The organism is Telluria sp. AIW5, from assembly GCF_056680575.1.
This window is the reverse complement of the sequence record NZ_CM155289.1, coordinates 4,241,136-4,253,861: the sequence shown is the minus strand read 5'-3', so window position 1 is coordinate 4,253,861 and position 12,726 is coordinate 4,241,136. Positions and strand designations below refer to the sequence as shown.

The following is a 12,726-nucleotide window of genomic DNA, read 5'->3' as shown; positions in this document are numbered from 1 at the left end:
TAGCGGCCGCGTTATCAAACACGAATGCCATCCTTGCTACTTTGTGGCGCGGATGATGCAGCGCAAAAAAATCTGGTTTTCATTCTGGCATGAAAGCGCGGCTCGGCTGTGGGATACGCATAAAATTCCTGCAGGAAATTTGCCTTACGGAATCTTTTAGCCTCCAACCGGCGCAATGCGCCCACCACCATGACCCTTTCCATCCAGCGGCTGCTGCCGCTCGCCTGCCTCATCCTGTGCACGCTGCCGCCCGCGCACGCCGACGACGCCATCGACGTCGGCAGCATCGACAGCGCCTGGAGCGTGACCGGCAACGCCAGCCTGGCGTCGCAATACATCTCGCGCGGCTTTCGCCAGACCTGGGGCCAGCCCGCCGTCCAGGGCGGCATCGATGTCACCCACCGCAGCGGCTGGAGCGCGGGCAGCTGGGTGTCGAACGTGAGCGACCGGTACATCGAACACGGCAAGCTCGAGTGGGACCTGTACGGCGGCTATAGCGGCACTGTGCGCGATATCGGCTACAGCCTGGTCGCGCTCTACTACAAGTATCCGGGCGCGGTCATCGGCGCCACCGGCACCCGTTTCGATTACGGCGAACTGTCGGCCGGCCTGACCTGGAAAGCCGTCTACGCTAAATACAACTACACGTTTACACGCGACTTCTTCGGCATCGTCAACGCCCGCGGCACCGGCTACTTCGACAGCGGCGCCAGCCTCACGCTCGGGCACGACACCACGCTCACCCTGCACGCCGGCGAAGGCCGGGTGGCCGGCGCCGGCAACGATTACTGGAACTGGCGCGACATCAAGGCCGGCCTGTCGCGCCCGCTGCCCGGCGGCTGGACCGTGGCCGCGGCCTGGACGCGCGCTTTCGGCGCCACCCACGCCTACGACCGTTACAGCACCGGGGTACCGGACGCCCGCGGCCACATCGCCTGTTCGAATCCGGCCAAGGGCAGCGTCGTGTTGTCGCTGACGCGCAGCTTCTGACCCGCAATCCGACCCGCAACCCGACCCGCATCCCGACGCCCACCGCATCCATGAAGACTCCCGACTCCACTCCACGCCGCGCGCGTTTCTCTTTCTCGCTCAACACCCGCATCAGCACCACTGCCACCGTGCTGGTCATCCTCAGCCTCGGCATCACCTCGAGCGTCATCGGCTTCAAGGGCAGCGAAGCCTCGGAAGCCGCCGCGATGCGCCTGGCGCGCACTGCAGCGCGCGAGACCGCGAGCGTGCTCGATGGCCGCATCGGCGCCAACCTGAACGCGATCTCGACGGTGGCCGGCGCCGTGCGCGCGACCGGCGTGGCGAACGAAGGCCTCGCGCGTGGCCAGGCCGGGGCGATCACCCGGTCGATGCTGCTCGGCTCCGAAGACCTGATCGGCGCCTCGATCACCATGGAGCCGGATGCGCTCGACGGCAAGGATGCCGAGTTCGCCGGCAAGAAGCCGGAATATGATGCGAACGGCCGCTACATGCCGTATTACACGCTTGGCGCGGACGGGAAGGTCGGCGTGGAACCGATCGTGTTCACCACGGTGCCTGGTGCCAACGACTGGTACGACGTGCCGAAGAAAACCGGGAAGCGCTTCCTGACCGAACCGTATTCCTACCCGATCAACGGCAAGGACGCGCTGATCGCCTCGCTCGTGGCGCCAATCATGGTGGATGGCAAGTTCAGGGGCGTCGCGACCGGCGACATGATGGTCTCGAAGCTGTCCGCCATCCTGGCCACGATGAAGCCGATCGAAGGCGGCGTGCTGACCCTGGTGTCGAACGGCGGCCTGTATGCGAGCCACCCCGATGCGGCGCGCAACGGCAGGAAGGCCGACGACATCCCGGCCGCGGGCCTCGACAGCATCCGCCAGGGCAAGCCCTACGAATTCATCGACGCCCACGGCATGGTGCGCCTGCTGGAGCCGCTGCGTCCGCACCCCGAGATGGCGCCCTGGGCGGTCCAGCTCAGCTTCCCGCATGCGGTCGCCACCGCCTCGGCGCGCGAACTGATGACCTATTCGCTGATGATCTCGGTCGTGTGCGCGCTGCTGGCCGCCGCCGTGATGGTCACCGTGCTCTACCGCCTGATGCGCCCGCTGCGCGCGTTGGCCGCCACCATGACGGGCCTGGCCGGCGGCAATGCCGACCTCTCGGCGCGCCTGGACGTGCGCGGCAACGATGAGCTGGCCACGATTGCCGTCGGCTTCAATACCTTCGTCGCCAAGATCCAGGACGTGCTGGCGCGCGTGCGCCTGAGTTCCGACAGCGTGGCTGGCGCCAGCCACGAAATCCGCCAGGGCAACGCCAACCTGTCGGCCCGCACCGAACAGCAGGCCAGCGCGCTGGAAGAGACGGCGGCCTCGATGGAAGAGCTGACCTCGACCGTGCGCCAGAACGCCGACAATGCGCGCCAGGCCAACCAGATGGCGGCCTCGGCCTCCCAGGTGGCGGTGCGCGGCGGCGAGGTCGTGGCGCAAGTGGTAGACACGATGGCCTCGATCGACGCCTCCTCGCGCAAGGTGGTCGACATCATCTCCGTGATCGACGGCATCGCCTTCCAGACGAATATCCTGGCGCTCAATGCCGCGGTCGAAGCCGCGCGTGCCGGCGAGCAGGGCCGCGGCTTTGCCGTCGTCGCCACCGAAGTGCGCAATCTTGCGCAGCGCAGCGCCGCCGCGGCGAAAGAAATCAAGGGCCTGATCGGCGACTCGGTCGACAAGGTCGGCATGGGTTCGATGCTGGTGGCCGAAGCCGGCCAGACGATGCGGCAGGTGGTCGAGAGCGTGCGCCGCGTGACGGATATCGTCAGCGAAATCAGCGCCGCCAGCGCCGAGCAGAGCACGGGCATCGGCCAGGTCAACCAGGCCATCGTCCAGATGGACGACGCGACGCAGCAGAATGCGGCGCTGGTCGAACAGGCCGCGGCGGCGACCGAAAGCCTGCAGGAACAGGCGGCGACCCTGGTGGCGCTGGTGGGCGAGTTCAAGCTGGAAAGCGCGGCGGCTCCTGCAGCCGCCGCACGCCAGCTGGCATTGGCGCGGCCGCGATGAGCGCGGCCGCCTGCACCCGGACGCGCAGCCCGCTGGCCGTGCGCTCGCGTCCGCCGCTGCGGCCCGCGCGTGCGATCTCTCCGGGACGCGCTGCTTGGCGCGCAACCGATCACGGCCCCGCGCACGGCGGCGCGCGCCTGCTGCCGGCTTGCAGCGCCGAGCAGGCATAACAGGGCGACGCTCTCAGCGAGGCCGGCGCGCAAGCTGCAACGCCGGTTAGCGCAATTTCGGCGAGGTGCAGAGCGTCAGCAAACCGCCCGCCAGCAGGCAGCCCGCAAGCATGTACACGCCGCTGTCGAGCGAACCGGTGACGCTCTTGATCCAGCCCATCAGCGTGGGGCCCACGAAGCCGGACAAATTGCCGAAGGAGTTGATCAGCGCGATCCCGGCTGCAGCCGCCGCGCCGCCGAGGTAGGCCGTCGGGATGCTCCAGAAAATCGGCAAGGCGGTCATGATGCCCATCGTCGCGACCGACATGCCGAGCATGGCAACCGGGATATTCGCGCTGAACTTGACGCTGACGATGAAGCCGATGGTGCCGAGGACTGCAGGGATGGCGATATGCCAGCGGCGTTCGCCGCGGCGTTCGCCGCGGCGGTCGGCACTGCGCGCGACCAGCACCATGGCAACCACGCCGGCCGCCCAGGGCAGGGCGCTCAGCAAGCCAATATCGAGGGCGTCCTTGACGCCGGTTGCCTTGATAATGGTCGGCAGCCAGAAGCTGATGCCGTACAGCGAAAACACGAACAGGAAGTAAATCATGCTGAGCAGCCAGGTGCGGCCGCTGGCGAAGGCCTTGCCGATCGAGGAATGGGACTTGCCCACTTCTTCCTTTTGTAGCAGGGCAAGCACTTCGCGCTTTTCGGCATCGGTCAGCCACCTGGCATCCTCGACTTGATCGTCCAGGTAGCGCAGCAGGAAGAAGCCGGCGATGACTGAAGGAATACCTTCAGCCACGAACATCCATTGCCAGCCCGCCAGGCCTCCGAGGCCATTGGCGTCGCGCAGGATCCAGCCGGACAGGGGGCCGCCGATCACGCCGGCCAGCGCGATGGCCGTCAGGAACAGCGAGGTGGCGCGGCCGCGGCGGTCGGCCGGATACCAGCGCGTGAGGTAGTAAATAATCCCAGGAAAAAAGCCCGCTTCAGCCAGCCCCAATAGAAAACGCACCACATAAAACGAGGTGGCGCTTTCGACGAACATCATCGCGGCCGACAGGACACCCCAGGAAATCATGATGCGGGCGATCCAGCGCCGCGCGCCCACCTTGTGCATGATGATGTTGCTGGGGACTTCAAAGAAGAAGTACCCGAGGAAAAACACGCCGGCGCCCATCCCGTAGACCGCGTCGCTCCATCCCAGGTCGCCCAGCATTTGCAGCTTGGCGAAACCGATATTCATGCGGTCCAGGTAGGACAGGATGTAGCAGAACAGGAGGAACGGGATCAGCCGCACGCTGATTTTCCTGTAGATCCGGTCGATATTCGTCGTCTCGTCCAGCAGCAACTGCCCCGCAGTGATCTCGTTCATCTCTTGTCTCCAATGTTTGTTTTCCGGCTTGTGCCGGTTTTTATATTGGCGCTATTGGACGCCGCTCGGTACATTCGTTAGTTCAGTTCGAATATCTTCCCGGGATTGAGCAGGTTCTGCGGGTCCAGCGCCCGTTTGATGGCGCGCATGACGTCCAGCGCATCGTCGCCATGCTCGGTGCGCAGGAACGCTTTCTTGTGCATGCCGATGCCGTGTTCGCCGGTACAGGTGCCGCCCATCGCGAGTGCGCGTTCGACGACCCGGGCGTTGATGCGCTCGGCCTCGTCGCGCTCATCCGGCTTGTCCGGATCGATCAGGATGATGACGTGGAAATTGCCGTCGCCGACATGGCCGACGATCGGGCAGGGCAGCGACGACGCCTGCAAGTCGGCTTCGGTCGCCGTGACGCATTCGGCCAGCCGCGAAATCGGCACGCACACGTCGGTGACGACCGCCTTGCAGCCGGGCTTCAACTGCAGGGCGGCAAAATAGGCGCTGTGCCGCGCATTCCACAGTTTCTTGCGGTCTTCCGGATGGGTGGCCCATGCGAAGCGATGGCCGCCATTGCCTGCGGCAATCTGCTGGACCGTTTCAGCCTGTTCCTTGACGCCGTTGTCGCTGCCGTGGAATTCGAAAAACAGCGTCGCCATCTCGGCCAGTTCCAGTTTGTCGTGCCGGTTGATGGCCCTGATCGACAAGGCATCGACGAATTCGACACGCGCGATCGGTACGCCCATCTGGATCGTTTCGATGACGGTCCGGACGGCGTCGGCCACCGTCGGAAAAGCGCAGACGGCGGCCGAAATCGCTTCCGGCTGCGGATAGACGCGCAGCGTGACCTCGGTGATAATGCCCAGCGTCCCTTCGCTGCCGATATAGACGCGGGTCAGGTCGTAGCCGGCCGAGGACTTGCGGGCCCGGGTTCCCGTATGGATGATCTTGCCTTCGGGCGTCACCACGGTCAGGGCCAGCACGTTTTCCCGCATCGTCTGGTAGCGCACGGCATTCGTGCCCGACGCACGGGTCGCGCACATGCCGCCGATGGACGCGTCGGCGCCCGGATCGATCGGGAAGAACAGGCCCGTATGCTTGATTTCCTCGTTCAATTGCTTGCGCAGCACGCCCGCCTGCACGGTGACGGTCAGGTCCTCGGCGTCGACGGCGACGACGGCGTTCATTCCACTGAGGTCGAGGCTGATGCCGCCGTGCGGCGCCAGCAAATGGCCTTCGATCGAGGTGCCGGCGCCGAAAGGAATGACCGGCACCCGATGCTCGGCACACAGGCGCATGACGGCAGCCGCCTCTTCGGTATCGAGGATGAAGGCGACGGCATCGGGCGCGATGATGCCGAAGGGCGATTCGTCCTTGCCGTGGTGTTCGCGTACCGGCAGGGACAGCGTGAACCGGGTATCGAGCAGGGCGCTCATTGCTTCTCGAAATGCTGCTGGAAGGGGTGTCTCGACGACATCTGCTGGCAGGGACATGGTGGTCATGGGATCGCTCCGTTTTATTGCGCTGCCGGGGAGCTTACTGCGAAAAGGCGCCATGGATGGCATATCGAATGCATATCCTTCGTTCTCGTTTCCAGATGACCCGGTACGACGCTGCCGATATCATTAGAGAAATAGAACAAAACGAGCCGGGGCGGGAGACAATCAGGTGGAAATCAGGCAAATGAAGTATTTCGTGGCCGTCGTCGACAGCGGCAGCGTCTCGCGTGCGGCGGGGCGGCTGTTTGTCGCGCAATCGGCCCTGAGCAAGCAGATATCGGACCTCGAAACCGATCTGGACGTGATCTTGCTGCACCGTAGCCACAGCGGCGTGTTCCCCACAGAAAGCGGCAAGGTCTTCTACGAATATTGCAAGGCGATCCTGAAACAGATGGGCGACGCCCGCGAAGCGGTGCATTTCTCGGCCGAGGCCATCGTCGGCAATGTCGTGGTCGGCGTGCCGCAAAGCGCATCGGTGGCGCTGGCGCTCCCGCTGATCAACGCGGTCCAGGCGCAGTTGCCGAATATTTCCCTGCACATCAACGAAGAACTGACCGGCAACCTGCTCGAACAACTGCGGCAGGGCCACGTCGACCTGGCGCTCTTTACATCGAACATCGCCTTGCAGGGCTTTTCCTTCAGTCCGATTGCACAGGAGGATTTTTACCTGGTACAGCCGGCCAGAGGAAGCAGCGCCGGAAGCGGCGAGGAAGGCGACGTCGGCCTGGAGGAAGCGCTGTCCGGGCCGCTGCTGCTGTCGGGCCTGCAACACAGCCATTGCCTGCGCAGCATCATCGAAGAAACGGTGGCGAAGCTGGGCCTGCACATGCCGGCGCTGCTCGCCGAAATCAATTCGGTGCACATCCTCAAAACGGCCGTCGAGGCCGGCAAGGGCAACACCATCATGCCGCTCGCCCTGGTACAGCAGGAAGTCATGCAGGGACGGCTCTCTGCCAGGCGTATCGATCCGGCGCAGGTCTCGCGCACCCTGGGGATTTGCCGGTCGAATAATATTCCCGAGACGAATGCGAAGCGTGCCGTGTCGGACTTGATCACGCGGCTGGTGGGCGAGCTGCGCGAGAACGGGAAGTGGCCGTCCTTGCGCTGCGTGAGCTGAGCAGATGGGCTGAGCAGCTGTTCAGGCGCGCGATTGCACGTGACGGGGCCGCGCGCTCGTCGCAAAGATACCGCAGGCGATGAGCAGCGAGCTGCCCCCGAGTCCGACCCATTTCGTCAGGTTCGCAAGCATCATCAAAAATCCAAGGGCGGCCGATATGGAGGGGTTGTCCCAGTAAAGGGACCAGAGCGTCAGGATGGTCAGCAAGTTTTCACCGACATCGGCGGCGACGGCGATCATCGGCGCCCGTCCCAACACGAACAAAGGCTGCGCTTTTTCGTCCGGATTGCGCCATCCCGCCATTTCCTTGAACGCCCATGCCGCGAACAGCCCGAGCAGCCAGCTATACGAGGCGATGAAGCCGAAGTCGACCACGATGGCCCAGAAGGCCGGCGGCAAGGATTTCAACCGGGGCGAACAGGCCGGCCAGTCGTTCACGCATGCCGCGAGGAAGTCCCGTTGCCAGGCATCGAACTCGATCGCGCCCAGCCGCGCGCGATCGACAAGGCCGAGCGTGCCTTCGGGATCGAAAGCCCCATGGGCCAGCCAGCCGCATGCCAACGCAAGCAGGCAGGCGGAGACCAGCGCCAGCCAGAAGCGATAATTGTTCAGTACCGCTTCGGCATTCCACGCCGGATGGATGCGGTCGGCGGGCTCGCGGGCCGCCCCTTCGGGGAGCACCCTGATCGTCCTTTCCTTGCCCTTCGTGGTATGCGTCACGTTGGTACGCACGCTCAGGCCGGCCACGCCCCACCACGGCGTGTCGAAACAGGGATCGTGCGCAATGCGGGGTTTCGCGCGCTGGCGAGGGGCGGGCTCGGCGGAACCGATGCGCAAGCCGCGCCCGACCGCTTCCCCGAGCATCCAGCTGAATGCCTGGTCGGACAGTCCCGTTTCGTTCTCGTCGTAGCCGCCGCCGACGTCGCTGTGGACGCCGCGGAACCAGCGTTGCCGCAGCGACCGCGAATTGGAGGGCTGCTGCGGGTCGTCGACCGTGTAATCCTCGTCCCAATACAGGCGCGGCGCGAAGCTGAGCCGGTGCTCGTCCATCGACAGGGCATGGCGGATATGGCGGAAGCCATCCTTGTCCCTGGTCGAGCCGCTGCTGGTAATGCTTCGAGTAAACAGCGGGACGCCTACCGACTCGACCGTATCCCAGACGCCGACAAAGTAGGTACAGGCTGTCCTGCCGTGGCGCGAGGTGAACGAGTCGCGCACTTGTTCGGCCACCTCTTCGCGCAGGACTTTTCGACCTTTCTTGTGCGCCAGGTAGGTCTTGACGTCGCCGGCAGCAACGTCGCCCGTGGCCATGCCGGTGTCCCGCGCCAGCTGCGCGTTCTTCGTCTTCTTGTGCAGGGCCCGCTGCGCAGACCAGGCCGCCCACCAGGGGCGGTCCTTTTGCTGGCTGTCGGACGGCGTCGTGAAATACACCCGGATGAGTGTCAGGATCAGGGACTTGCTGTCGGGCCTGATGATGCCGAAGGTGTTGACCATGCCGGCCACGCAGCGCGCGGTAAAGGCACCACGCGAAAAACCGAAGATGTAGATCTCGTCGCCGGGAGCATAGTTGTCCACCAGGAAGGAATAGGCTTCCGCGATATTTTCGTAGACACCTTTTCCCTTTGCCAGACCCGCGATGCGCTCCATTTTGCGATGCAACTCGTTCAACAGGCCCAGCGGCGGCATCTGGTCCGGCGCCCCGACCCCCGGATCGTAATACACCAGCTGGTTCTGCTGCTCGGGCGCCAGCCGGCCGACGAGTTTCAGGACATTGGTGTCGCGGCTGCCGCCGGTGAGGGTATTGTTGGTGCCGTCGCAGCACACGATGATCTGGCGTGCCCCACCTTCGGTGACGGCCGCTGTGCTCTCGTCGGTATGCATGGGACCCCGCGCTGTTGTTGCCGGAATCAGGTTCCGGGGCGCTTGCCTGCCTGGGAAACCTGCCTGAACACAATCGGAAGTACGACCATCCTGAGATGCGGGCTACATCGATTACTCTACGCCTGAAATGATCGTGATCAAAACAGTATCGAGAATGCGGGCGTTGTTTTTATCCAAACGGGAAACAGCTTGCGCGTCCATACGAAAAAACCCGCGTGGCCGTGAGGGCAAGCGGGTTGCGATGGGGGTGTTACGGTGCGCTGCAGCCATATTGGTGCCCCGAGCCGGAATCGAACCGGCACGCCCTTGCGAGCACGGGATTTTAAGTCCCGGGTGTCTACCAGTTTCACCATCGGGGCAGCGCGGCAGGATTCTAGCACAGGCCTGTCCTGGCCGGGTCAAAGTTGCAAGATTGCACTCATCGAGGAAGGCCGCACCCTATGGCCGAGCCATCGAATGGTGTAGCATGCTCCCCGGCGCAGAGAAGCCTCCGCATTGACGCTTCGATGTGCGCCCCGAACAAGAAGTGCAAGGACCCGAATTTTGAATATCACCATCAACGACCAGCTGCGGGCCTTCGTCGACCCGCTGTCCGCCATCGAACACGAAGCGCTCGAGCGCAGCCTGCTGGCCGAGGGCTGCCGCGACGCCCTCGTGCTGTGGCGCGACGTCCTGATCGACGGCCACAACCGCTACGAGATCTGCCGCCGCCATAACATCCCGTTCCGTACCGTCCACAACAACAGCTTCGAGACCATCGAAGACGTGATGCTGTGGATGATCGACAACCACCTGGCGCGGCGTAGCGTGTCCGATTTCCAGCGCGGCCTGCTGGCCCTGCGGAAAAAAGAGATCGTCACCGCGCGCATGGCGCAGAAGATGGCGGACGAGCCGCCGGTGCCGAACCCGGACGACATGGACGCGCGTCCGCCGCCGCCGTGGAACACGCGCGAGGAAGTCGCCAAGGCGGCGCGCGTGTCGAGCAATACCATCAGCCAGATCGAACGCATCCAGAAGGCGGCCACGCCGCAGCTGGTCGAAGCAGTGCGCTCGGGCACGATCTCGATCAACGCCGCCGCCAACGTGGCCTCGCTGCCGGAAGAAGCGCAGATCGCCGCCGTCGCCGGTGGCCGCAAGGAACTCCAGCAGGCCGCGCGCCAGGTGCGCGAGCAGAAGGCGGCGAGCAAGCCGAAGAAGCTGGGGCCGGATGGGGAACCGATCGACGAAAAGGCGGCCCTGAAAGCGGAGATCGCCGCGCTGAAGGACCGCATGGCGACCTTGCTGACCGAGAACGAAGTGCTGAAGCAGAAGCTCGCCAACAACGCCGGCTGAGCAGGCGGCGCAGGCGCCAGAACGATAACAATAACGGAGAATCCGCATGTTCCTGTCCCGCTTACTTTCATCGGCCTTCGCAGCGGCCCTGGCCGCCACCGCAGTTCCGGTATTCGCCAAGCAAGATGTACCGGCCAAGGTGCCGGCCGTGCCCGCCCGCGGCGCAGCCAGCGCCGCCGAGCTTGCACGCTGGCAAAAGCTTGCTGCCCGGGTCACGATCATGCGCGACAAATGGGGCATTCCGCACGTGTTCGGCAAGAGCGATGCCGACGCCGTGTTCGGCATGCTGTACGCCCAGGCCGAGGACGACTTCAACCGCGTCGAACTCAATTACATCAACGCGATGGGGCGCCTGGCCGAAGTCGAGGGCGAGAAGGAAGTCTGGCGCGACCTGCGCATGAAGCTCTATATCCGGCCCGCGGACATGCGGGCGAAGTATGCGGCCAGTCCCGCCTGGCTGAAGGACTTGATGACTGCCTTCGCCGACGGCCTGAATTTCTACCTGCACACGCATCCGGAAACGAAGCCGAAGCTGCTGACCCGCTTCGAGCCGTGGATGGCGCTCGCCTTCAGCGAAGGCAGTATCGGCGGCGACATCGAGGAGATCGGGCTCAAGGACCTGGAAGCCTTCTACGGCAACGAATTGAAGCCGAGCGTGCAGCCGACCATACAGCCGACCCCAACCGTGGCCGACAACACCAACCTGCGCGACGCGGAACCACGCGGCTCGAACGGCTTTGCAATCGCGCCGAGATTGTCGGCGTCGGGCCATCCGCTCTTGCTGATCAACCCGCACACCTCCTTCTACTTCCGTCCCGAAATCCACATGGTCAGCGAGCAGGGGCTGAACGCCTATGGCGCCGTGACCTGGGGCCAGTTCTTCATCTACCAGGGCTTCAACGAGAAGACCGGCTGGATGCACACCTCGGGCGGCGGCGACGTGATCGACGAATACCTGGAAACAGTGGTCGAGCGTAAAGGAAAGTATTTTTATACATACGGCGGCGAAGAGCGCGCGCTGCGCGCGGTGCCGATCACGCTGCCCTTCAAAAAGCCCGACGGCAGCATGGGCAGCCGCAGCGTCACCGCGTACTTCAGCCACCACGGCCCGATCATCCGCAGCGCAGACGGCAAGTGGGTTGCCGTCAAGATGATGGACGAGCCGGTCAAGGCGCTGACGCAATCGTATTCGCGCACCAAGGCAAAGAGTTACGCCGCCTTCTACAAGGCGATGGAACTGCGCACGAATTCCTCGAACAATACCGTGTATGCCGATGCCGACGGCAACATCGCCTACTTCCACGGCAATTTCATTCCGAAGCGCGATCCGGCCTTCGACTGGTCGAAGCCGGTCGACGGCAGCAACCCGGCCACCGAATGGCAGGGACTGCATGCCATCAAGGACACGATCACGCTCTTCAATCCGGCCAGCGGCTATATCTCGAACACGAACAACTGGCCGTTCAGTTCGTCGGGCGCGAACAGCCCGAAGCCCGAGGCCTATCCGGCTTACATGTGGTCGCTGCCGGAAAACGCGCGCGGCAAACACGCCGAGCGGGTGCTGAAGGATGCGAAGGCGCTGACCCTCGACAGCCTGATTGCCATGGCCTACGACAGCTATCTCACCGCCTTCGAACCGCTGGTGCCGCAGCTGACGAAAGACTTCGACGCGCTGCCGGCCGGCGATGCGCGCAAGGCGGCCCTCGCCGAGCAGGTTGCCAGCCTGCGCGGCTGGGACCTGCGCTGGGCCGCCAACTCGGTGCCGACCGCGCTCGCCGTCTACTGGGGCCAGGAAATGGTCGCGGCGAATGCAGCACGGGCGCGCGCGGCCAACGTCCCGACCGTCGATTTCATCACGACGAAACTGAATGCGGACGAGCGCCTCGAGGCACTTCAACGCGCCAGCGAGAAACTGACGCGCGACTTCGGCACCTGGAAAACGCCTTGGGGCGAGATCAACCGCTTCCAGCGCATCAGCGGCGACGTCCAGCAGGAGTACGACGACAGCAAGCCGAGCTGGCCGGTCGCGTTTACATCCGCCAACTGGGGTTCGCTGGCCTCCTTCGGCATGGTCGCAAAGCAAAAGACCAAGCGCATCTACGGCGACCGCGGCAACAGTTTTGTCGCCGTCGTCGAGTTTGGCCCGAAAGTAAAGGCGAAGAGCATCCTGGCGGGCGGCCAGAGCGGCAATCCGGCCTCGCGCCACTTCGCCGACCAGGCCGAAATGTACAGCCGCGGCGAATTCAAGGATGTGCTGTTCTACAAGCAAGACATCGAGAAACAGCTCGAGCGCAAGTATCACCCGGGACAATAAGGGGGCAAACAA

At 64.2% G+C, this 12,726-nt stretch carries 8 protein-coding genes and 1 tRNA gene; 5 read left to right on the top strand and 4 right to left on the bottom strand.

Translation table 11 applies throughout. From position 1 onward, the window contains the following. Positions 1 to 189: 189 nt before the first annotated feature. Both AC1MEM_RS18800 and AC1MEM_RS18795 read left to right on the top strand, forming a co-directional pair. Positions 190 to 990: a TorF family putative porin gene (locus AC1MEM_RS18800; RefSeq protein WP_499473059.1), complete on the top strand. Its 801-nt coding sequence runs from the start codon at positions 190 to 192 to the stop codon at positions 988 to 990. 50 nt (positions 991 to 1,040) lie between these two features. After that, positions 1,041 to 3,050 carry a methyl-accepting chemotaxis protein gene (locus tag AC1MEM_RS18795; protein ID WP_499473057.1) on the top strand — a complete coding sequence of 670 codons (2,010 nt, stop codon included), beginning with the start codon at positions 1,041 to 1,043 and terminating at the stop codon, positions 3,048 to 3,050. Between the two features lie 216 nt (positions 3,051 to 3,266). Here AC1MEM_RS18795 and AC1MEM_RS18790 read toward each other — a convergent pair whose 3' ends face one another. Both AC1MEM_RS18790 and AC1MEM_RS18785 read right to left on the bottom strand, forming a co-directional pair. After that, entirely contained in the window at positions 3,267 to 4,580 is a 1,314-nt protein-coding gene (locus AC1MEM_RS18790) for an MFS transporter (protein ID WP_499473054.1), read from the bottom strand. Between the two features lie 77 nt (positions 4,581 to 4,657). Further along, positions 4,658 to 6,007, bottom strand: a complete 1,350-nt coding sequence (locus AC1MEM_RS18785) for an FAD-binding oxidoreductase (protein ID WP_499473052.1) — start codon at positions 6,005 to 6,007, stop codon at positions 4,658 to 4,660. A 247-nt stretch (positions 6,008 to 6,254) separates the two neighbouring features. On the opposite strand from AC1MEM_RS18785, the gene AC1MEM_RS18780 reads away from it, so the two are divergent. Beyond that, a complete protein-coding gene (locus AC1MEM_RS18780; RefSeq protein ID WP_499473050.1) occupies positions 6,255 to 7,187 on the top strand; it encodes a LysR family transcriptional regulator in 933 nt (310 codons plus the stop codon). A gap of 21 nt (positions 7,188 to 7,208) precedes the next feature. Here AC1MEM_RS18780 and AC1MEM_RS18775 read toward each other — a convergent pair whose 3' ends face one another. Together AC1MEM_RS18775 and AC1MEM_RS18770 are read right to left on the bottom strand one after the other, a co-directional pair. After that, complete coding sequence (locus tag AC1MEM_RS18775) at positions 7,209 to 9,068, bottom strand: T6SS phospholipase effector Tle1-like catalytic domain-containing protein (protein WP_499473048.1); 1,860 nt, start codon at positions 9,066 to 9,068, stop codon at positions 7,209 to 7,211. 272 nt (positions 9,069 to 9,340) lie between these two features. Beyond that, a tRNA-Leu gene (locus AC1MEM_RS18770) sits at positions 9,341 to 9,427 on the bottom strand. A 184-nt stretch (positions 9,428 to 9,611) separates the two neighbouring features. On the opposite strand from AC1MEM_RS18770, the gene AC1MEM_RS18765 reads away from it, so the two are divergent. Then, the gene (locus AC1MEM_RS18765) at positions 9,612 to 10,400 is read left to right on the top strand and encodes a hypothetical protein (protein ID WP_499473046.1); all 789 of its coding nucleotides are present in this window, start codon (positions 9,612 to 9,614) and stop codon (positions 10,398 to 10,400) included. A 46-nt stretch (positions 10,401 to 10,446) separates the two neighbouring features. Continuing rightward, on the top strand, positions 10,447 to 12,714 hold the full coding sequence (locus AC1MEM_RS18760) for a penicillin acylase family protein (protein ID WP_499473044.1): 2,268 nt from the start codon (positions 10,447 to 10,449) through the stop codon (positions 12,712 to 12,714). Positions 12,715 to 12,726: the final 12 nt, after the last annotated feature.